We start from the raw sequence: 21,247 nt of genomic DNA on the forward strand, positions 1-21,247 counted from the left end.
GCAGCTTTCCTTGTGACGCGAAGCCCCACAAGGCCGCATGAGGGGAGGGAATCGGCCATAACGCCTGTGACGGATGTGTCTGGATCTGCGGGTGGTGCGGGACGGACGCGAGCGATGGCGGCGCCGGGAGCGGCCGGCCCTCAGGGGTCGCACACCCCGGCCGGTCGTGCGCCGTGGTTCCGGCGGGCCGCGTACCACTACCGTCGAGGGTGATGCGGCGGCGCACACAGCGGTGCGTCCGCCCGGATTCGTACGTCCCCTGTAAAGGTGGAATACGTGAAGGCCATTCGTCGGTTCACCGTGCGTCCCGTCCTCCCCGATCCCCTTCAACCGCTCAGCGACCTCGCGCGCAACCTGCGCTGGTCCTGGCACACCGAGACCCGAGAGCTCTTCCAGGCCGTCGACCCGGTGGCCGGCCGGACGGCGGAGTGCGACCCCGTGCGCATGCTCGGCGCCGTGTCCGCCGGACGCCTCGCCGAACTGGCCGGGGACGAGCAGTTCCTGCGCCGGCTCACCGAGGTGTCCGCCGACCTCCGGGAGTATCTGGAGGGCCCCCGGTGGTACCAGGAGCAGCGCGCCCAGGGCGACGGGCTCCCCGCCGCCATCGCCTACTTCTCGCCCGAGTTCGGAGTGACGGCGGCCCTGCCGCAGTATTCCGGCGGGCTCGGCATCCTTGCCGGAGACCATCTGAAGGCCGCCAGCGACCTGGGCGTCCCCCTCGTCGGCGTCGGCCTGCTCTACCGCCACGGCTACTTCCGCCAGAGCCTCTCGCGCGACGGCTGGCAGCAGGAGCGCTACCCCATCCTCGACCCGAACGAACTCCCGCTCACGCTCCTGTGCGAGGCCGACGGAACACCCAGCCAGGTGGTCCTGGCCCTCCCCGGCGGACGCTCGCTGCACGCCCAGATCTGGCAGGCGCAGGTCGGCCGGGTCCCGCTGCTGATGCTCGACTCCGACGTCGAGGACAACGCCCCCCTCGAACGCGAGGTCACCGACCGGCTCTACGGCGGCGGCAGCGAACACCGCCTGCTCCAGGAGATGCTGCTGGGCATCGGCGGGGTACGGGCGGTGCGGACCTACTGCCGGCTCACCGGCCATCCGGCCCCCGAGGTGTTCCACACCAACGAGGGCCACGCCGGCTTCCTCGGACTCGAACGCATCCGCGAGCTCTCCGGAAAGGGCCTCGACTTCGACTCCGCGGTGGAGTCCGTCCGCGCCGGCACCGTCTTCACCACCCACACACCCGTCCCCGCCGGCATCGACCGCTTCGACCGCGACCTGGTCGCCCGCCACTTCGGCGACGAAGGCGAACTGCCCGGCGTACCGGCCGACCGCATCCTGCACCTGGGCATGGAGACCTACGCGGGCGGCGACCCCGGCGTCTTCAACATGGCGGTCATGGGCCTCCGGCTCGCCCAGCGCGCCAACGGGGTCTCCACCCTGCACGGCGCCGTCAGCCGGGAGATGTTCGCGGGCCTCTGGCCGGGCTTCGACGCCCCCGAGGTGCCGATCACCTCCGTGACCAACGGGGTCCACGCACCCACCTGGGTCGCCCCCGAGGTCTTCCGGCTGCGCGCCGAGTCCGGCGCCGCGCCGGGCCGGTGGGACTCCGTCACGCAGATCCCCGACCGGCAGCTGTGGGACCTGCGCCGCACCCTGCGCGAACAGCTGGTCACCGAGGTGCGCCGGCGGCTGCACGACTCCTGGCGCACCCGCGGCGCCGACCCCGCCGAACTCGGCTGGATCGACGGGGTGCTCGACCCCGGCGTGCTCACCATCGGCTTCGCCCGCAGGGTGCCCTCGTACAAGCGCCTGACCCTCATGCTGCGCGACCGGGACCGGCTGCGGCGGCTGCTCCTGCACCCGGAGCGGCCGATCCAGATCGTCGTCGCGGGGAAGGCACACCCGGCCGACGACGGGGGGAAGCGGCTGGTCCAGGAGCTGGTCCGGTTCGCCGACGACCCCAGGGTGCGCCACCGCATCGTCTTCCTGCCCGACTACGGGATGGCGATGGCCCAGAAGCTCTACCCGGGCTGCGACGTCTGGCTGAACAACCCGCTGCGCCCGCTGGAGGCCTGCGGTACGAGCGGAATGAAGGCGGCGCTCAACGGCTGCCTCAACCTGTCCGTCCTGGACGGCTGGTGGGACGAGTGGTTCGAGCCGGACTTCGGCTGGGCCATCCCCACGGCCGAGGGTTCCGCGCTGGACGAGGACCGGCGCGACGACCTGGAGGCGGGCGCCCTCTACGAGCTGATCGAGGACCGGGTCGCCCCGCGCTTCTACGACGAGGGGGAGGAGGGGCTCCCCGGGCGCTGGATCGAGATGGTCCGCCGCACCCTGGGCACCCTGGGCCCCAAGGTCCTCGCCGACCGGATGGTCCGTGAGTACGTGGAGCGGCTGTACGCCCCCGCCGCGCAGGCCGGGCGCACGCTGGAGCCCGCCGCGGCACGGGAGCTCGCCGGCTGGAAGGCCAGGGTGCGGGCGGCCTGGCCGCGGGTGGCCGTCGACCACGTCGAGGCGGTGGCGCCCACCGCGGCCGGCGGCTCGGCCGAACTCGGCTCCACCCTGGCGCTGCGGGTCCGGATCACCCTCGGGGCGCTGGACCCGGACGACGTGGAGGTGCAGGCGGTGGCCGGGCGCGTCGACTCCGCCGACGCTATCTCGGACGCCCAGGTGTTCCCGATGAAGCCGGCGGGTGGCCAGGATCTGGAGGGCCGCTGGCTGTACGACGGTCCGCTCGCCCTGGACCGCACCGGACCGTACGGCTACACCGTGCGGGTGCTGCCGTCCCACCGGCTGCTGGCCACCGGCGCCGAACTCGGCCTGGTCGCCCAGCCGACGGAGGCGACGGGCGAGGGCGCGGGCGTGCTGATGCGCTGAACCGGCGCTGAACGGCGCCGAATCGCACGCAGCCGCCCGGGAGGAGTCATCTCCTCCCGGGCGGCTGCCGTATCAGTCGTGCGTCGGGCGGCGGTGCCGGATCAGAAGGTCAGCTTGAAGCTGTTGATCTTCCCGGTGTCGCTCGAGTAGACGTCCTGGACCTTCAGCTTCCAGGTGCCGTTCGCCACCTCCGAGGAGGCGTTGACGGTGTACGTCGTCTGCACGTTGTCCGCCGAGTCGCTCGACGAGGAGTTCTTCAGCCGGTAGGCGGTGCCGTCCGGGGCCACGAGGTCGATGACCAGGTCACCGCGGTAGGTGTGGGTGATGTCCACGCCGACCTTGAGGGTGCTGGGGGCGTTGCCGGTGCGGCCGGTGACGTTGACGGAGGTGGTGACGGCCGCACCGGCGTCCGGGATGGCCACCACGGTGTTGTTCTGGAAGACCGTGCCGCCGGGGTCGGTGCCGCCGCCGGGGCGCGAACCGACGTTGATGCCGGCCCAGGCGTCGGCGACGGACTTGTACTCGGCGCTGGTCGTGCCGTACAGCTCACCGGCCGCCGCGAGCGTCCCGGTGCGGGCCGACGCGTAGTTGGTCGTGGAGGTGAACTTGGTGGTGAGCGCCTTGAACCAGATCAGCGCGGCCTTGTCGCGGCCGATGCCGGTCACCGGCAGACCGTCGGAGGTGGGGGAGTTGTACGAGACGCCGTTGATCACCTTGGCGCCGCTGCCTTCGGAGAGAAGGTAGAAGAAGTGGTTGGCCGGGCCCGACGAGTAGTGCACGTCGATGTTCCCGATGCCCGAGTACCAGGAGTCCTTCGAGCCGCCGTCCTTGCTCGGCTTGTCCTGGTAGCGCAGCGGGGTGCCGTCGCCGTTGATGTCGATCTTCTCACCGATGAGGTAGTCGCCCTTGTCGGTGGTGTTGTTCGCGTAGAACTCGACGGCCGTGGCGAAGATGTCGCTGGTCGCCTCGTTGAGGCCACCGGACTCACCGCTGTAGTTCAGGTCGGCCGTGTTGGAGGTGACGCCGTGCGTCATCTCGTGCGCGGCGACGTCCAGCGAGGTCAGCGGTGAGGCGTTGCCGCTGCCGTCGCCGTAGGTCATGCAGAAGCAGCTGTCGTCCCAGAAGGCGTTGACGTAGCTGTTGCCGTAGTGGACGCGGGAGTACGCGCCGACGCCGTCGCCCTTGATGCCGGTCCGGCCGTGGACGTTCTTGTAGTAGTCCCAGGTCTCGGCCGCACCGTAGTGGGCGTCCGCCGCAGCGGTCTCCGCGTTCGAGGCCAGGCCGTTGCCCCAGACGTCGTCGGACCCGGAGAAGAGGGTGCCCGTACCGGACGTGCCGTGGTTCAGGTTGTACGTCTTGTGGTTGCCGCGGGCGGTGTCGGTCAGGTTGTACGACCCCGAGGTGCCGAGCGTGACCTGGCCGCTGTACTCGGTGTTGCCGACGCCGTTCTCGATGGCCTGCCACTCGTAGAGCTTCGCGCCGGAGGTGGCGTCGGTGATGACGTGGAGGGCGTTGGGGGTGCCGTCCTCCTGGAGTCCGCCGACCACGGTCTCGTAGGCGAGCTGCGGGGTGCCCGAGGCCATCCAGACGACCTTGCGGGGCGCCTTGTCGGCCGCGGTCCTGGACGAACCCTCCGCCTTGGCCAGGCCGACGGCCTGCTTCGTGGCGATCGCGGGGGCCACGGACGCCTTCAGGTCGACGGCCTTGAGCTGCGCCGAACTGGTCCTGGACGCCTTGGTGACGCTCTGGGTCGCGCCGGCCTTCGTCTCCTGGACGACCAGGTCGCCGCCGAGGACGGGAAGCCCGCCGAAGGTGCGCTCGTAACGCGTGTGCGTGGTTCCGTCGACGTCCTGGACGACATCCTTGACGACGAGCTTCTCCTGCGAGCCGAGCCCCAGCTTCTTGGCCGTGGCCGCCGTGCCGGCGCTCGCCTCACGGATCAGCTCGGCCCGCTGCGAGGGCGAGAGCTGCTTGGCCAGTGCGCCGGGCCGGGCCTTGGACGCGGCGGCGGCTTCGGCCGTGCCGCCGGGCGTCGCGGTGGCCGTTCCGGTCTGGACTCCTACGGCGAGGAGGGCGGCTGCGGCTATCAGAGCGCCGGTCGCGGTGGTGCGACGGCTGAGCGTGGATCTCACGCGGACTCCTTCTGCGAGGGGGGTTACCGGCGGCTGGGTGAGCCGTCCGGGCAGAGCAGGCAGTGCGCAGAACGGGGTGAACAGTGCCAGCAGAAGGCGTTGCGTGTCAGGACCGCGTCAACAAGTTGGCCGGAATTCGTCCGTTGCCGGAATGGTCATGTTCGTTAAGCGGACGTTTCGCCGATCATCACCACGATGTCACCGGGAGCCCCGGAAGCCTGAACGCGCAGAGGGAGTTGAGGTTCGGTCCGAATATGACGTGTTCGAAAACAATTTGAAGAACCGGAAAGTTCTCACCTGCCGAGACGGCTGGGAACGTGGCGCGTTCCGCGCGCTCAGGCGCCGGGCTCTTCCTCCCGCGCCCTCAGGCCAGGCTCTCCCGCCAGGCGCGGTGCAGGCCGGCGAAGCGGCCCGTGCCGCCGATGAGTTCGGCGGGGGCCCCGTCCTCCACGATGCGGCCGTGCTCCATCACCAGGACCCGGTCCGCGATCTCCACGGTCGACAGCCGGTGGGCGATGACCACCGCGGTGCGGCCGTGCAGCACGGTGTCCATGGCCCGCTGCACCGCCCGCTCGCCGGGGATGTCCAGGGAGCTCGTCGCCTCGTCGAGGATCAGGACCGCCGGATTGGCGAGCAGGGCGCGGGCGAACGCGACCAACTGGCGCTGACCTGCCGAGATCCGGCCGCCCCGCTTGCGTACGTCCGTGTCGTACCCGTCGGGCAGACCGGCGATGAAGTCATGGGCGCCGATCGCCTTGGCGGCCTGCTCGATGTCCGCGCGGCTCGCGTCCGGGCTGCCGATCGCGATGTTCTCCGCGACCGTCCCGGAGAACAGGAACGCCTCCTGGGTCACCATGACCACCCCGCGCCGCAGTTCAGGCGTGGCCAGATCCCGCAGATCGGTGCCGTCCAGCAGGACCCGGCCCTCGGTCGGGTCGTAGAAACGCGCCAGCAGCTTGGCCAGCGTGGACTTGCCCGCGCCCGTCGAACCGACCACGGCGACCGTCTGGCCGGCGGGCACGGTCAGATCGAAGCGCGGCAGCACCTCACCGCCCGTGCGGTACGCGAAACGCACCGCGTCGAAGACCACCTCGCGGCCCGGATGGCCGCCCGTGAGCGGCGGCAGTTCCCGGGGCTCCACGGCCTCGGGGACGGTGGGCGTCTGGGCCAGCAGCCCCGCGATCTTCTCCAGCGAGGCCGCCGCCGACTGGTAGGAGTTGAGGAACATGCTGAGCCGGTCGATCGGGTCGTACAGCCGCCGCAGATAGAGCACGACCGCGGCCAGCACACCCAGCGCCATGCTTCCCGAGGCGACGCGGTAGGCGCCCCACAGGACGATTCCGGCCACGGCGGTGTTGGCGACGAGCCGGGACCCGACGACGTAACGCGCGTTCTCCAGCATCGCGTCGCCGTTCGTGCGCCGGTGCTCCTCGTTCAGTCCCCGGAAGACCTCGTCGTTGACGGACTCGCGGCGGAAGGCCCGGACGGGGCGGATCCCGTTCATCGTCTCCGCGAACTTCACGATGACCCCGGCGATCGCCGTCGACCGCGACGCGAAGATCACCGCGGCCCGGCGCTGGTAGAGCCGCACCAGCAGGTACAGCGGCACGAAGGACAGCACCGCGACGGCGCCCGTGCCGAAATCCAGCCACAGCAGCATCAGGGAGATGGAGACGAAGGAGAGGACGACCCCGATCAGCTCCTGCAGGCCCTCGCTGAGCAACTCCCGCAGCGACTCCACATCGGTCGTGGAACGGGAGATCAGCCGCCCCGAGGTGTACCGCTCGTGGAAGTCCACGCTCAGCGCCTGCGCATGGCGGAAGATCCGGCCGCGCAGATCGAGCAGCACATCCTGGTTGACCCGTGCGGAGGCCCGGATGAAGGCGTACTGCATGGCGCCCGCACCGGCCGAGCAGAGCGAGTAGCCGAGGGCCACCGCGATCAGCGGCCCGTAGTCCTCGTCCCGGAAGGCGGGCACCCCGCTGTCGATGGCGTACGCCACGAGCAACGGGCCCGCCTGGACCGCGGCCTGCTGGATCAGCAGGAACAGGGCGGCCACCACGACCCGGCCACGCATCGGCCGCAGCAGCGAGACGAGCAGGGCGCGCGTGGCGCCGCGCGGAGTGGGCAGGTCGTCACGGTCGAAGGGGTCCCCGGCGCGTCCGGGGGGTGCGTCGGACGCCGCTTCCGGGGCCGCCTCGGGATACGCGTTCTTGTCGCTGTCGTCCGGCTCGGTGGGACGGCCGGTCGTGGTGCTGGTCATCGGGTGCTGCTCTCCTCGGCAGGGGCGCGCACGCCCGCAAGGTCATCGGCCGTCGTGTCCGCGGGGGAGTCCCCGTGGCCGGGGGTGTGCGAGGGCACGCCGGTGGGCTCCCCGCCGTCCGCCACGTCCGCGGGCATGCCGGTGGGCCCCCCGCCGTCCGCCACGTCCGCGGGCATGCCGGTGGGCTCGCCGTCCGCCACGTCCGCGCCGGACATCAGCCAGGCGTACTCGGCGTTGCTCCGCAGCAGTTCCTGGTGGGTGCCGACCGCGCTGATCCGGCCCTCCGACAGCAGCGCTACCCGGTCGGCGAGCATCACGGTGGACGGCCGGTGCGCGACCACGATCGCCGTGGTCTCCTCAAGCACCCGCCGCAGCGCCGCCTCGACCAGCGTCTCCGTGTGCACGTCCAGCGCGGAGAGCGGGTCGTCGAGGACCAGGAAGCGCGGCCGTCCGACGACCGCCCTGGCCAGAGCGAGACGCTGGCGCTGGCCGCCGGAGAGGCTGAGGCCCTGCTCGCCGACCTGGGTGTCGATGCCGTGCGGCAGGTCGTGGACGAAGTCGGCCTGCGCGACCGACAGGGCCCGCCGCAACTCCTCCTCACCCGCGCCGCCGGCACCCATCAGCACGTTCTCCCCGACGCTCGCCGAGAAGAGCGTCGGCTCCTCGAACGCCACCGACACCAGCTCGCGCAGCCGCTCGCGCGGCATGGCGGTGATGTCCTCGCCGTCCAGCGTGATCCGGCCCGACGTGGCGTCGTGCAACCGGGGAACGAGCGCGGTGAGCGTGGTCTTGCCGGATCCCGTGGCCCCGACCAGGGCCATCGTCTCGCCCCGCCGGATCCGCAGATCGATCCGGGCGAGGACGGGCACGGAGTCCTCCTCCGCGTCCGGGTAGCAAAACCCGACGCCCTCGAAGACCATGCCGCCCGCCTCCGGAAGGTCACCGGCCTCCCGCCCGGCCACGGCGGTGTCCGCCTCCTCCGCCACGTCCATCACCTCGAAGAACCGCTCCGTCGCGGTCGCCGACTCCTGGCTCATCGCCAGCAGGAAACCGATCGACTCGACCGGCCACCGCAGCGCCAGCGCCGTCGAGAGGAAGGCGACGAGGGTGCCCGCCGAGAGCCCCCCGTCCGCGACCTCGATGGTGCCGAGCACCAGGGCCGCCCCGATCGCGAGTTCCGGAATCGTCGTGATGAGGGCCCAGATGCCCGCGAGGAGCCGCGCCTTGCCGAGCTCCGTGGTGCGCAGCCGCTCGGAGAGCGCCCGGAACGCGAGGGCCTGGCTGCGGTGCCGGCCGAAGCCCTTGATGATGCGGATGCCGAGCACGCTCTCCTCGACCACCGTCGTCAGATCGCCCACCTGGTCCTGGGCCCTGCGCGCCACGACCGAGTACTTCGTCTCGAAGACCGAGCAGATGATCACCAGCGGCACGACAGGGGCCAGCAGCACCAGCCCGAGCGTCCACTCCTGGAGCAGCAGAATCACGAAGCCGACCAGGATCGTGGTGGTGTTGACCAGCAGGAAGGTCAGCGGAAAGACCAGGAACATCCGCAGCAGCATCAGATCCGTGGTCCCGCGCGACAGCAGCTGGCCCGAGGACCACCGGTCGTGGAAGGCCACCGGGAGCCGCTGCAGATGCCGGTAGAGATCGGCCCGCATCGACGCCTCGACACCGGCCAGCGGACGCGCCACCATCCATCGCCGTACTCCGAACAGGACCGCCTCGGTGATCCCCAGCAGCAGCAGGAACAGCGCACCGAGCCAGACACCGCCCGGGTCCTGGTGGGCGACGGGTCCGTCGACGATCCACTTCAGTACGAGCGGGATCACCAGGCCGAGGCACGAGGCGACGATCGCGATGAGGGCGGCGCCGAACAGACGGTTCCGCACGGGCTTCACATACGGCCACAGCCGCAGAAGCGTCTGCGCGGCGGACCGGTCCTTGGGCTCTGCATGTTCTTCGGGCATCAGGGGCGAGCCTACGTTTCACCACTGACATCGCTCACGTGGTTTTCCCCGCCCGGCACGGACTTGACGGAAAGCGGACCGCACCCGATATTTGTGCGACCCCGGGGGAGGGGCGGGTGCGCAGACAGGTGCGCGCCACCTTGTGAACGACCTGGGGTGGGACGCATGACCACGGCCGATGCGTACAACGAGCGCTGCGAGCAGCTGTTCCTGGCGGGCGGACTCGGCGCCGTCCGGCGCGCCGCGCAGCAGGGACTCGACGAGGTGGGCCCGCACCCCGACCTCTACTGCTGGCTCGCCGTGGCCCACGCCTCGGAGGACGACGACGATCACGACACCGAGGCCGAACGCGCCTTCCGCAAGGGGCTCGCCCTCGACGCGGACCACCTCGGCCTGCTGGCCGGCTACGGCGAACTGTGCCTGCGCGCCGACACGTTCGACTACCCGGGCCGGGCCGCCCGCGGCGTGGAACTGACCCGGCGCCTCGAAGAGATCGCCCCCGACTCCGCGGAGAACGAACAGCTCCGGCGGGCCCACCGATGGGCGGCCCGGAGCTACTGGGAGGACGTGCGGATGGCGGCTGCCCGGGGCGCCGTGAAGCGGCAGGAGGTGGAGACGCAGGCCGGGGATGTGGCCGACGCCCTGCGGAGACAGGACCTCGGGGGTGCGAGGGCGCAGGCAGCGGAGGCGGCGCGGGCCCGGCCCGAGGACCAGCGCACAGCCGTGCTCGCGGCCACGCTCGACGCCCTTTCAGGCCCCGGAAACGCCCCACTGCGCTGGATCGCCCGCCACCGCGGCGTGGTCTGGGCGGTGTCCGTCGGCCTCTCGGCCCTGACCGGGGCGCTCCTCCGCCAGACCGGCACCGTCGAAGGCTTCGCGCCGTGGGGCCTGCTGTGGATGCTCCCGATGCTGGCGGCCGACACCAGGCTCTCCTCTCTCCGCAAGGAGGCCCAGCGGACGGCCGTGGCACGCCTGGAGGAAAGGCTCGCAGAACCGGCGGAGCCCGGCGCCCCCATCGGCCCGGCGACCGGCGCCGGCGCCTGACGGACCGGCCGGGTGCCCCCGCCGTCGATTTCGGCGCCCGAGGGAACCGGGTCGGGGCGCGCCCGGTCGTAGCGCGGCATCAGCCGATCGGTTGATGCCGGTTCAAGCTCGTCGGTGGATGCCACCGAGGGCCCGGGCCCGGGATGCTCATGGCATGGCCATCATCGAAGTGAACCGGGTGCGCAAGACCTACGCCGGCCGCCCCGTGGTCGACGGGGTGAGTTTCTCCGTGGACGAGGGGGAGATCTTCGGGATTCTCGGCCCCAACGGCGCGGGCAAGACCACCATCGTCGAATGCGTCGGAGGCCTGCGCGTCCCCGACGCCGGTACGGTGCGGGTCGCCGGGCTGGACCCGGTCGCCGACCATGACCGCGTGACGCTGCTCCTGGGCGCGCAGCTCCAGGAGAGCGAACTGCCGCCGAAGATCACTGTGGGCGAGGCGCTGGAGCTGTACAGCGCCTTCTACCCCCGGCCCGCCGACTGGCGCCCGCTCGCCGAACGCCTCGGGCTGCACACCAGACTCACCACACGGTTCGGCCGGCTCTCCGGCGGCCAGAAGCAACGCCTCTCCGTCGCACTCGCGCTCGTGGGCAACCCTCGGGTGGTCGTCCTCGACGAGCTGACCACCGGACTGGACCCGCGCGCACGGCGCGACACCTGGCAGCTCGTCGAGGAGGTCCGGGACAGCGGGGTCACCGTCCTGCTCGTCACCCACTTCATGGAGGAGGCCCAGCGCCTCTGCGACCGCGTCGCCGTGATCGACGGGGGAAAGCTCGCCGCCCTCGATACTCCGTCCGGACTGATCGCCAGGGCCGGCAGTTCCACGGCCATCTCCTTCACACCTTCCGAGCCGCTCCCCGAAGCCGAGTTGGCGGGGCTGCCGGGCGCGACCTCGTACGAGACGCGGGACGGACGGATCGTCATCAACGGCACCGACGACACCGTCAACGCCGTTATCTCGTTGCTGGCCCGGCACCGCATCACCGCGCACCGGCTCCGTGTCGCCGAGACCTCGCTCGACGATGCCTTCCTCGACCTGACCGAGCACCCCGGCGCCGCGGACGAGCGCGGCCTGACAGAACAGGCAGCCTGAGATGGCCACAGCGCACACTGCGCGGGCACAAGCGCCCCGCGCCACCTCCGCCCGCCCGCTGCGCGCGGTCCTGCGGTCCGAGGCAAGGCTCTTCCTCCGCGAACCCGTCAGTCTGTTCTGGATCCTCGCCTTTCCCACCGTGCTCCTGACGATCCTCGGCCTGATCCCGTCGTTCCAGGAGCATGACGTCGAGCTCGGCGGCCGCCGGGCCATCGACCTGTACGTCCCCGTAGCGGTGCTGCTCGCCATGATCATGGCCGGTATCCAGGCGATGCCTCCCGTCCTCACCGGCTACCGCGAACGCGGCATCCTGCGCCGCATGTCGACCACCCCCGTGCGGCCCTCCGCCCTGCTCGGTGCGCAGATCGCCCTGCACGGCGCGGCGGCGCTCGGCTCCGCCGTACTCGTGATGGCCGTCGGGCGGACAGCCTTCGCGGTTCGGCTGCCCGGACAACTGCTCGGCTATCTGCTCGGACTGCTGCTGGCGATCGCCTGTGTGCTGGCACTGGGCGCGCTGGTCTGCGCCATCTCGCGCACGAGCAAGATCGCGGCCGCCATCGGCTCCGGAGTCTTCTTCGCGATGATGTTCACCGCGGGCGTCTGGGTGCCGGTCCAGGCCATGCCGGATGCGCTCCGCCGGATCGTCGAGGTCACCCCGTTCGGCGCGGCGTCCCAGGTGCTGGACCGCGCGGCCGGCGGCGCCTGGCCGAGCTGGGCGCATCTCGGTCTGGTGGCGCTGTGGACCGTACTGACGGCGGCTGCCGCCATCCGAACCTTCCGGTGGGAGTAGCGGTACGGGGCACACTTCACCCATGAACAGGGGGGAACGATGACGGAGACCCCGGTGACGACCGCCGAGCAGTGGTGGGAGCGGTTCTTCCGGCACGGACCGTACGGGATGCTCGGCCTGGCCACCGTGGTCTCGGCCCTGACCAGCGGGCTCATCATGTCCCGCACGGGTGTGTACGCCGCCGCGGCGATGCTCCCTGCCGCGCTCGCCCTTCAGCTCTGGTGGAGCCGTACGCCGGCCGCGCCGGGATCTCGGGCGGCCCGGTGCTACTTCGTCGTCCGCACCCTGCTGGCGTTCGGGCTGACCTGGTGCAATCCGTTCTTCTCGATCTACGCGGTGCTCGGCTACTTCGACGCGGGCCGGGTGCTTCCGCAGCGAGGCATGCGGGCCGGGCTGCTGGCCACCGCCATCATCATGGCGGGGTCGCAGTCCGGCAGCGGCCTGCCGCCCACCACCCTCATGAACTGGGCCGTCTTCGCCGTCGTGCTGGCCGTCCACGTGACCCTCACCATGGTCTTCGCCAAGATCGGCGACCGGGAGGCCGAGCAGTCCCGCACCCAGACCGACACCATCAGCGCGCTGGAGTCGGCCAACGCCCGGCTCGAACAGGCCCTGGCGGAGAACGCCGGCCTGCACGCCCAACTCCTCGTGCAGGCGAGGGAGGCGGGGGTGGCCGAAGAGCGGAGCCGGCTGGCGGCCGAGATCCACGACACCATCGCCCAGGGACTCACCGGCATCATCGCCCAGCTCCAGGCCGTCACCTCCACGGCGGACGCCGACCCCGCGCTCTCCAGGGAACACCTCGGACGCGCCGCCGCCCTTGCCCGGCACAGCCTCGGCGAGGCGCGCCGCTCGGTGCACAATCTCGTGCCGGCCGCGCTGGAGCACGACGACTTGCCCGGAGCCCTGGAGAAGACGGTCGCCACCTGGGCGCAGCAGACGGGCGTCCGGGCCGAGTTCACCGTCACCGGCACCGCCGAACCGCTGCACGACGAGGTCGGCGCCACCTTGCTGCGCATCGCTGAAGAGGCCCTGGCCAACGCGGCCCGGCACGCCGGGGCGTCCCGGGCCGGCATCACCCTGTCGTACATGGGCGACGAGATATCGCTGGACGTACGGGACGACGGCCGCGGCTTCGATCCGTCCGCCCTCCCGCCGTACAGGGGCGCCGGCGGATTCGGCCTCGGCGGCATGCGGGCGCGTGCCGAACGCATCGCGGGCACGGTCGAGGTGGAGACAGGCCCGGACCTCGGCACGGCCGTCTGCGCCCGTGTCCCGATGGTCCGCCAGGGCTGAGACGCGCCCCGCGCCGGCGCAGTACGGTTGGCCGCTATGGCTCAGGAACCCGCGCGCGTCATCACCCTGATCGTCGTCGACGACCATCCCGTCGTACGGGACGGACTGCGCGGCATGTTCGCGTCGGCGGCGGATTTCCGGGTGCTCGGTGAAGCCGCCGACGGCGTCGAGGGCGTGGACATGGCCGTCCGGCTCGACCCTGACGTCGTCCTGATGGACCTGCGGATGCCGGGCGGCGGCGGTGTCGCGGCCATCACCGAACTGACCCGGCGCGGTGCCCGCTCCAAGATCCTCGTCCTCACCACGTACGACACCGACTCCGACACCCTGCCCGCGATCGAGGCGGGCGCCACCGGCTACCTGCTCAAGGACGCGCCGCGCGACGAACTCTTCACCGCCGTCCGTGCCGCCGCCGACGGGCGCACCGTCCTGTCGCCCGCCGTCGCCTCCCGGCTGATCTCACGGGTGCGCACCCCGCTCCCGCCCGGCCACGAGACACTGTCCGCGCGCGAGCGCGAGGTGCTCGCACTCGTCGCCAGAGGACGGCCGAACCGGGAGATCGCGGCGGAACTGTTCATCAGCGAGGCGACGGTGAAGACCCATCTCACCCATGTTTTCGCGAAGCTGGGCGCCAAGGACCGCGCCGCGGCGGTAGCGGCCGGCTACGAACGCGGCATCCTCGGCTGACCGCGCCTCACCCCGACACCCGCAGCAGCAGCACCGACCTCCCCGGTACCGTCATGCGGGCCCCGCCCTGGTGCACCGTGCCCGGGGCGGCCGACTGGTCCTCCCGTGAGGTGTCCAGGACCAGTTCGTACGCGTCCGCCCACGGCGGACCCGGCAGCAGGAAGTCCGCGGGGCGGTGCCCGGCGTGCAGGATCGCCAGGAAGCTGTCGTCGGTCACCTGCTCGCCGCGGGCGTCACGGCCCGGGATGTCGCGGCCGGAGAGATAGAGACCGACCGTCGCGGCCGGGGCGTACCAGTCCCCCTCGGTCATCTCCGCGCCCTCACGGGTGAACCATGCCAGGTCCCGCAGCCCGTCCGGGGCCTGCGGCCGGCCGGAGAAGAACGCGCGGCGGCGCAGCACCGGATGGGTGTGGCGCAGCGCCAGCACCCGGGCCGTCAGCTCGGTCAGCTCCCGCCACTGAGGCTGCTCCAGCAGCGACCAGTCCACCCAGCCGGTCTCGTTGTCCTGGCAGTAGGCGTTGTTGTTGCCGCCCTGGGTGCGACCCATCTCGTCGCCCGCGACGAGCATCGGCACCCCGGTCGACAGCAGCAGCGTGGCGAGGAGGTTGCGCAGCTGGCGGCGGCGCAACGCGTTGACGTCCGCGTCGTCGGTCTCGCCCTCGGCGCCGCAGTTCCAGGACCGGTTGTCGGACGTTCCGTCCCGGTTGCCCTCGCCGTTGGCTTCGTTGTGCTTGTGCTCGTAGCTCACCAGGTCGCGCAGGGTGAATCCGTCGTGCGCGGTGACGAAGTTGACCGAGGCGTACGGCCGCCGGCCGCCCCAGGCGTAGAGGTCGCTCGATCCGGTCAGCCGGTAGCCGAGATCGCGTACGTCGGGCAGGGCCCCGCGCCAGAAGTCCCGTACGGCGTCGCGGTACCGGTCGTTCCACTCGGTCCACAGCGGCGGGAAGGCCCCCACCTGGTAGCCGCCGTTGCCGACGTCCCACGGCTCGGCGATCAGCTTCACCCGGCGCAGCACCGGGTCCTGGGCGATCACCGCGAGGAACGGGGACAGCATGTCGACGTCGTGCATGGACCGGGCGAGCGCCGCCGCCAGGTCGAAGCGGAATCCGTCGACGCCCATCTCGGTCACCCAGTAGCGGAGCGAGTCGGTGATCAGGCGCAGCACGTTGGGCTGCACCACGTGCAGGGTGTTGCCGCACCCCGTGTAGTCCGCGTACCGGCGGGCGTCGGCCTGGAGCCGGTAGTAGCCGCGGTTGTCGATGCCGCGCAGCGACAGCATCGGGCCCAGCTCGCCCGCCTCCGCCGTGTGGTTGTAGACCACGTCGAGGATCACCTCGATCCCCGCGTCGTGCAGGGCGTGGACCATCCGTTTGAACTCGCCGACCTGCTCGCCCGCCGTGCCGCTCGCGGAGTAACCGGCGTGCGGGGCGAAGTAGCCGATCGAGTTGTAGCCCCAGTAGTTGCGCAGCCCGCGCCGCAGCAGATGGTCCTCGTGGGCGAACTGATGCACCGGCAGCAGCTCCACCGCCGTGACCCCCAGGCGCCGCAGATGGCCGATGGCCGCGGGGTGCGCGAGGCCGGCGTACGTGCCGCGCAGCTTCTCCGGGATGCCGGGGTGGCGGGCGGTGAAGCCGCGGACGTGGAGCTCGTAGATGACGGAGTCCGCCCAGGGCGTCTTGGGCCGCCGGTCCTCGGCCCAGTCGTCGTCGTCATGGACGACCACCCCTTTGGGGACGTACGGAGCCGAGTCCCGTTCGTCGCGCACGGTGTCGGCGACCTGCTGCTGGGGCCAGTCCCTCACATGGCCGTACACCTCGGCCGGAAGGGTGAAATCTCCGTCGACGGCCCGGGCGTACGGGTCGAGGAGCAGCTTCGCCGCGTTCCACCGCGAACCCGTCCACGGGTCCCAGCGGCCGTGCACCCGGTAGCCGTAACGCCGGCCGGGCCGCACACCGGGCACGAAGCCGTGCCAGATCTCGTGGGTCAGCTCGGTCAGCGCGAGGCGGGTCTCGGTGCCGTCCTCGTCGAAGAGGCAGAGCTCGACGGCCTCCGCCCCGCCGGCCCAGAGGGCGAAATTGGTGCCCGCGACCCCGTCGGGGCCCACTCTGAAGCGTGCGCCGAGCGGCGTCGGCGCACCCGGCCACACGGCGGGCGGCCGCTGTACCGGCTCGGCGGCCCGCCCCGTTCCGGCGGTGGGCGCCCGCTCCACCGCCGTCCCGGACGGCCCCGTATCCGTCCTCGGCACTGCCTCCTGCTCGGCTGCGCTCGACACCTGCTCGCCTCCCGCGGCTCGTGGGGACCGGCACCGGAAGGGTGCGCGCGGCGTCCCGGCCGCGGCTCCCCGAGTGTGGTCGTCCCCTCTGTTCTGCCCAGGACGGGGCCCGCACTCACGTTTCCCCCGGACCGCCCGCGTCGTTGGGGGGACGTGAACCACGTAGCGAAGAAGGCAGGGGCGAGCCCGGCGACCGTGACGGCCCGGTCGGGACTGCTCGCCGTACTGGCCGTACTGGCGGTTCTGACCGGCTGCTCGGGTACGGATTCGATCATCGGCGGGAAACCCCGCTCGCCGCAGGAGGCCATCCGGATCACCCCGCGGGACGGGGCCGAGAACGTCGCGCCGGACAGCCGGGTCGAGGTGACGGTCCCCGACGGGCGGCTGGAGAGCGTCGAGGTGACCCGGATCGAGGACGCGCAGGAGCAGGAGGTACGGGGCCTGATCGCGCAGGACGGACGCTCCTGGTCCCCGCAGGGGGTGGCCGGGCGGCTCGGGCCGGCCGCCAAGTACAGCATCGACGCGGTGGCCGTGGACGGTGCGGGGCGCCGCTCGGCTCGCCACACCACCTTCTCGACGGCGGTCCCCGAGCACCGCTTCATCGGCTACTTCAAGCCGGAGAACCGCTCGACCGTCGGCACCGGCATGATCGTCTCCTTCGAGTTCAACCGTCCGGTCACCCGCCGCGCGGCCGTGCAGCGAGCCATCCGGGTGACGGCCGATCCGGCGGTCGAGGTCGTGGGGCACTGGTTCGGCGACAACCGCCTGGACTTCCGCCCCGCCGCCTACTGGCAGCCGGGCACCCGGGTGACCGTCGAGGTCGGGCTGCGCGACGTGCAGGGCGCGCCCGGGGTGTACGGCAGCCAGCGCAAGACGATCCGCTTCACGGTGGGCCGCGAGCAGGTGTCCCGGGTGGACGCGGCCGCGCACACGATGGAGGTGCGCCGGGACGGGCAGCTCGTCTCCACCGTCCCGATCACCGCGGGCTCGGCGACGACGACCACGTACAACGGCAAGATGGTCGTCAGCGAGATGCACGAGGTGACGCGGATGGACGGGCGGACCGTCGGCTTCGGCGGCGAGTACGACATCAAGGACGTCCCGCACGCCCTGCGGCTCACCAAGTCCGGCACCTTCCTGCACGGCAACTACTGGTCCGACGAGGATGTCTTCGGCTCGGACAATGTCAGCCACGGCTGCATCGGGCTGCGGGACGTACAGGGCGGCAGCGGTTCCACCCCGGCCGGCTGGTTCTTCGACCGGACGCTGATCGGCGACGTCGTCGAGGTCGTCAACTCCAAGGACAAGATGGTCGCTCCGGACAACGGCCTGGGCGGCTGGAACATGGACTGGAAGCGATGGAAGGCGGGTTCCGCACTCCACTGACACGCACCGGCGTTCCCCGGTCCCTCATCGACGGCGCGGCCACTTCCGGCCGCGCCGTCCGTCGTACCGGCACCGGGGCGGGGATACCACGCGCGACCAGGCGACTCCTGGGCCGGGTTGGGACGGAACGGTGACATTCCGGAGGAGATCTGCCCACGGCACGTGTGATTATCTTTCGATGAGCGCGCATGTGCAGCGTGCGGGGGTGGGAGCCTGCGGGTTCCCTGGGGCCTTGTCGGGGACGAGGCCGTGTGAGGGGAGACGACCACATTGAACGGGCAGCCGATATCGGGGACATCGGCCGGGGCGGACAGCAGCCGGCGGGGGCGTGGGTCCACGGGTCTGATGGCTCTGGTGCTGGGTGCGCTGCTGTTGCTGGTGACGGCGTGCGGCGGGGGAGACACCGGCGGGAGCAAGGGCGGCGGCAAGGCGGGCGGGGCGGGAAGCGCGGACACCACCGCCTCGCAGGCGGTCGTGAACATCGTCCCCGCGGACGGGGCCGATTCCGTCGCCACGAACGGGGCGCTGAAGATCTCCGCCCAGCAGGGGAAGCTGGCCACGGTCAAGGTCTCCGACCCCAAGGGGGCGGAGGTCGCGGGGAAGATCGCGGCCGACGGCACGAGCTGGGTGCCGGACCGTCACCTCGCATCGGCGACCAAGTACAAGGTCCACGCGGTCGCCAAGGACGCGAAGGGCCGTGAGTCGGCGAAGGACACCACCTTCACCACGCTGGTCCCGAAGAACACCTTCATCGGGCAGTACACCCCGGAGAACGGTTCCACGGTCGGCGTCGGCATGCCGGTCTCCATCCACTTCACCCGGGGCATCACCGACCCGGAGGCCGTCGAGAAGGCCATCGAGGTGACGGCCGAGCCCGCCGTCGAGGTCGAGGGCCACTGGTTCGGCAACGACCGTCTGGACTTCCGTCCCGAGGACTACTGGGCCGCGGGCACCAAGGTGACGGTGAAGCTCAACCTCGACGGCGTCGAGGGACGGCCGGGGGTCTACGGCAAGCAGGCCAAGACCGTGTCCTTCACCATCGGCCGCCGGCAGGTCAGCACCGTCGACGCGAGCACGCACCGGATGAAGGTCGTCCGCGACGGCAAGCAGATCAAGGACATCCCGATCTCGGCGGGAGCGCCGGCCACCACGACGTACAACGGCCAGATGGTCATCAGCGAGAAGCTCCGGGTGACCCGGATGAACGGTGACACCGTCGGCTTCGGCGGCGAGTACGACATCAAGGACGTGCCGCACGCGATGCGCCTGTCCACGTCGGGCACGTTCATCCACGGCAACTACTGGGGCGGGTCGGGCATCTTCGGCACCACCAACACGAGCCACGGCTGCGTCGGCCTGCAGGACGCGCGCGGCGCCGGTGACCCGAGCACCCCGGCTGCCTGGTTCTTCGACCGTTCCCTCATCGGGGACGTCGTGATCGTCAAGAACTCCCACGACAGCACGATCCAGCCGGACAACGGCCTCAACGGCTGGAACATGAGCTGGTCGGAGTGGACCAAGTAGGTCTTCTTCGAGGCGTACGGAACGGGCCCGGTGCTGTGACCAACGGCACCGGGCTCCTCTGCGTGAGCGACCGTTAACCTGCCTCCATGACCGTAACCCTTGAAGTAAGCGGCGGCGTCGGCACGATCCGGCTGGACCGGCCCCCGATGAACGCCCTGGACGTCGCCACCCAGGACCGGCTGCGCGAGCTCGCCGAAGAGGCGTCCCGGCGTGACGACGTGCGCGCCGTGGTGCTCTACGGCGGTGAGAAGGTGTTCGCGGCCGGTGCGGACATCAAGGAGATGCAGGCGCTGGACCACCCGGCGATGGTCGTCCGCTCCAAGGCGCTGCAGGACTCCTTCACCGCGGTGGCCCGGATCCCCAAGCCGGTCGTCGCGGCCGTCACCGGCTACGCGCTCGGCGGCGGCTGCGAGCTGGCCCTGTGCGCGGACTTCAGGATCGCCGGGGACAACGCCAGGCTGGGACAGCCGGAGATCATGCTCGGGGTGATCCCGGGGGCGGGCGGCACCCAGCGCCTCGCCCGGCTGGTGGGCCCCGCCAAGGCGAAGGACCTGATCTTCACCGGCCGTCATGTGAAGGCCGAGGAGGCCCTGACCATGGGGCTGGTGGACCGTGTGGTGCCCGCCGCCGAGGTGTACGAGCAGGCGCATGCCTGGGCCGCCAAGCTCGCGAAGGGACCGGCGCTCGCACTGCGCGCCGCCAAGGAGGCCGTCGACGCCGGACTGGAGACGGACATCGACACCGGCCTCACCATCGAGCGGACCTGGTTCGCGGGCCTCTTCGCCACCGAGGACCGGGAGCGCGGAATGCGCAGCTTTGTGGAAGAGGGGCCGGGCAAGGCCAAGTTCCTCTAACCGAACGCAAGTTGGGAACGGCCGGAGGTGCGTTCATCCGTGTGGGCGGATTAGCTGAGCCTTAAGGCAACCTTAAGGCTCAGCCGCTCGCCGGTTCCGGGAAACCCGCTCGGCTTCGGTATCCGTGCAGGTCAGTGCGGGTGTTCGATGAGGCATTCTGCCGGTGGCATATGCCGGGAGCCCGCTGTGGAACACCTGATTCCGGGTCAGGGATTCCCGCGGAACGACCACGCGGCGCCCGCTGTGCAGCCATGATGGTGTCCATGGCGGGCCTGGAGGGTGTGGAGCAGCCGCGACAGCGCAGCAGCGCGACCGCGGCACGGAGGATGCCGGCCGTCGAGGACGAACAGGCGTTCCAAGTGCTGGAGTTGTTCGGAAACCCGACGGAGGACGAAGTCCGGCTGCCCTCCCGCCCGGAGTCCGCGGCCACCGCCCGCAGGCTCACCTCCTGTGTGGTGCTGCGTCAGTGGGCGCTTTCCCCGCAGACCGCCGAGCACGCCGTTCTGCTGGTGTCCGAACTCGTCGGGAACGCCGTGCGTCATACCGGCGCCCGGGTCTTCGGCTTACGGATGATGCGGCGGCGCGGCTGGATCAGGATCGAGGTGCGTGATCCCTCGCGAGGACTGCCGTGCCTGATGCCCGTCCAGGAGATGGACATCAGCGGACGCGGGCTCTTCCTGGTCGACAAGCTCTCCGACCGGTGGGGCGTCGATCTGTTGCCGCGCGGCAAGACCACCTGGTTCGAGATGCGGATCTCCGACCGCTGACCGCCTCCGGCCGGTGACCCGTCGGAGCCCCTGCCCGCGGAGCGGGCATACAGAAGCCCCCGGTCGGCCGGGGTGCGGCGCTGCGGGGGCTGCTGTGTGGGGACCGTGAAATGGGGGGGTGTTCACGGCCGCTCATGACGACCTGGCCCGGGTCAAGGGGGTCGTGGCTCCGACTATGACAGACGGGCGACTCCACAGCCAAAGCCGCGACACGGACATAGCCATGCATACCTGCTCATTTCCTCGATGAATCACAGGTGTGTTGGGTCACTCGCCTGGCAATCGATGCGTG

14 protein-coding genes are annotated in these 21,247 nt (G+C 71.2%); 10 read left to right on the forward strand and 4 right to left on the reverse strand.

Features of this window, described 5'->3' with window-relative positions; all coding sequences use genetic code 11:
* Positions 1-276: 276 nt before the first annotated feature.
* On the forward strand, positions 277-2,880 hold the full coding sequence (gene glgP, locus ABTX18_RS09890) for an alpha-glucan family phosphorylase (protein ID WP_352122221.1): 2,604 nt from the start codon (positions 277-279) through the stop codon (positions 2,878-2,880).
* A 101-nt stretch (positions 2,881-2,981) separates the two neighbouring features.
* Here glgP and ABTX18_RS09895 read toward each other — a convergent pair whose 3' ends face one another.
* The 3 genes from ABTX18_RS09895 to ABTX18_RS09905 all read right to left on the reverse strand — a co-directional run bounded on the left by ABTX18_RS09895 (position 2,982) and on the right by ABTX18_RS09905 (position 9,242).
* Complete coding sequence (locus tag ABTX18_RS09895; RefSeq protein ID WP_352122222.1) at positions 2,982-5,012, reverse strand: M4 family metallopeptidase; 2,031 nt, start codon at positions 5,010-5,012, stop codon at positions 2,982-2,984.
* A gap of 364 nt (positions 5,013-5,376) precedes the next feature.
* On the reverse strand, positions 5,377-7,275 hold the full coding sequence (locus tag ABTX18_RS09900) for an ABC transporter ATP-binding protein (protein ID WP_352122223.1): 1,899 nt from the start codon (positions 7,273-7,275) through the stop codon (positions 5,377-5,379).
* Entirely contained in the window at positions 7,272-9,242 is a 1,971-nt protein-coding gene (locus tag ABTX18_RS09905; protein ID WP_352122224.1) for an ABC transporter ATP-binding protein, read from the reverse strand. Before ABTX18_RS09905 ends, ABTX18_RS09900 begins: the two co-directional genes overlap by 4 nt.
* A 165-nt stretch (positions 9,243-9,407) precedes the next feature.
* Here ABTX18_RS09905 and ABTX18_RS09910 point away from each other — a divergent pair, with 165 nt between their 5' ends.
* The 5 genes from ABTX18_RS09910 (at position 9,408) to ABTX18_RS09930 (ending at position 14,152) form a co-directional block, all read left to right on the forward strand.
* Positions 9,408-10,286, forward strand: a complete 879-nt coding sequence (locus tag ABTX18_RS09910) for a tetratricopeptide repeat protein (protein ID WP_352122225.1) — start codon at positions 9,408-9,410, stop codon at positions 10,284-10,286.
* A gap of 154 nt (positions 10,287-10,440) precedes the next feature.
* Positions 10,441-11,379: an ABC transporter ATP-binding protein gene (locus tag ABTX18_RS09915; protein ID WP_352122226.1), complete on the forward strand. Its 939-nt coding sequence runs from the start codon at positions 10,441-10,443 to the stop codon at positions 11,377-11,379.
* 1 nt (position 11,380) lies between these two features.
* Entirely contained in the window at positions 11,381-12,169 is a 789-nt protein-coding gene (locus tag ABTX18_RS09920) for an ABC transporter permease (RefSeq protein ID WP_352122227.1), read from the forward strand.
* A 39-nt stretch (positions 12,170-12,208) separates the two neighbouring features.
* Positions 12,209-13,465 carry a sensor histidine kinase gene (locus ABTX18_RS09925; RefSeq protein WP_352122228.1) on the forward strand — a complete coding sequence of 419 codons (1,257 nt, stop codon included), beginning with the start codon at positions 12,209-12,211 and terminating at the stop codon, positions 13,463-13,465.
* Between the two features lie 36 nt (positions 13,466-13,501).
* Positions 13,502-14,152 carry a response regulator gene (locus tag ABTX18_RS09930; protein WP_352122229.1) on the forward strand — a complete coding sequence of 217 codons (651 nt, stop codon included), beginning with the start codon at positions 13,502-13,504 and terminating at the stop codon, positions 14,150-14,152.
* Positions 14,153-14,159: 7 nt separating this feature from the next.
* On the opposite strand, the gene glgX is transcribed toward ABTX18_RS09930, so the two are convergent.
* Positions 14,160-16,424, reverse strand: coding sequence for a glycogen debranching protein GlgX (gene glgX / locus ABTX18_RS09935; RefSeq protein ID WP_352122230.1), 2,265 nt, complete (start codon positions 16,422-16,424; stop codon positions 14,160-14,162).
* A gap of 153 nt (positions 16,425-16,577) precedes the next feature.
* Here glgX and ABTX18_RS09940 point away from each other — a divergent pair, with 153 nt between their 5' ends.
* From ABTX18_RS09940 to ABTX18_RS09955, 4 genes are all read left to right on the forward strand, one after another.
* A complete protein-coding gene (locus tag ABTX18_RS09940) occupies positions 16,578-17,810 on the forward strand; it encodes a L,D-transpeptidase (RefSeq protein ID WP_352122231.1) in 1,233 nt (410 codons plus the stop codon).
* A 270-nt stretch (positions 17,811-18,080) separates the two neighbouring features.
* Complete coding sequence (locus tag ABTX18_RS09945) at positions 18,081-19,334, forward strand: L,D-transpeptidase (RefSeq protein WP_352122232.1); 1,254 nt, start codon at positions 18,081-18,083, stop codon at positions 19,332-19,334.
* An 86-nt stretch (positions 19,335-19,420) separates the two neighbouring features.
* Complete coding sequence (locus ABTX18_RS09950; RefSeq protein WP_352122233.1) at positions 19,421-20,188, forward strand: enoyl-CoA hydratase/isomerase family protein; 768 nt, start codon at positions 19,421-19,423, stop codon at positions 20,186-20,188.
* Positions 20,189-20,439: 251 nt separating this feature from the next.
* On the forward strand, positions 20,440-20,955 hold the full coding sequence (locus tag ABTX18_RS09955) for an ATP-binding protein (protein ID WP_352122234.1): 516 nt from the start codon (positions 20,440-20,442) through the stop codon (positions 20,953-20,955).
* Positions 20,956-21,247 lie beyond the last annotated feature (292 nt).

Source organism: Streptomyces sp. NPDC096323 (assembly GCF_040302845.1).
Classification (GTDB): Bacteria; Actinomycetota; Actinomycetes; order Streptomycetales; family Streptomycetaceae; genus Streptomyces.

Bases quoted from the DNA above. Each gene is read 5' to 3' on its own strand.
- ABTX18_RS09900 (WP_352122223.1), bottom strand. From the start codon at position 7,275: ATGACCAGCACCACGACCGGCCGTCCCACCGAGCCGGACGACAGCGAC.
- ABTX18_RS09905 (WP_352122224.1), bottom strand. From the start codon at position 9,242: ATGCCCGAAGAACATGCAGAGCCCAAGGACCGGTCCGCCGCGCAGACG.
- ABTX18_RS09910 (WP_352122225.1), top strand. From the start codon at position 9,408: ATGACCACGGCCGATGCGTACAACGAGCGCTGCGAGCAGCTGTTCCTG.
- ABTX18_RS09915 (WP_352122226.1), top strand. From the start codon at position 10,441: ATGGCCATCATCGAAGTGAACCGGGTGCGCAAGACCTACGCCGGCCGC.
- ABTX18_RS09920 (WP_352122227.1), top strand. From the start codon at position 11,381: ATGGCCACAGCGCACACTGCGCGGGCACAAGCGCCCCGCGCCACCTCC.
- ABTX18_RS09925 (WP_352122228.1), top strand. From the start codon at position 12,209: ATGACGGAGACCCCGGTGACGACCGCCGAGCAGTGGTGGGAGCGGTTC.
- ABTX18_RS09930 (WP_352122229.1), top strand. From the start codon at position 13,502: ATGGCTCAGGAACCCGCGCGCGTCATCACCCTGATCGTCGTCGACGAC.
- ABTX18_RS09950 (WP_352122233.1), top strand. From the start codon at position 19,421: ATGACCGTAACCCTTGAAGTAAGCGGCGGCGTCGGCACGATCCGGCTG.
- ABTX18_RS09955 (WP_352122234.1), top strand. From the start codon at position 20,440: ATGATGGTGTCCATGGCGGGCCTGGAGGGTGTGGAGCAGCCGCGACAG.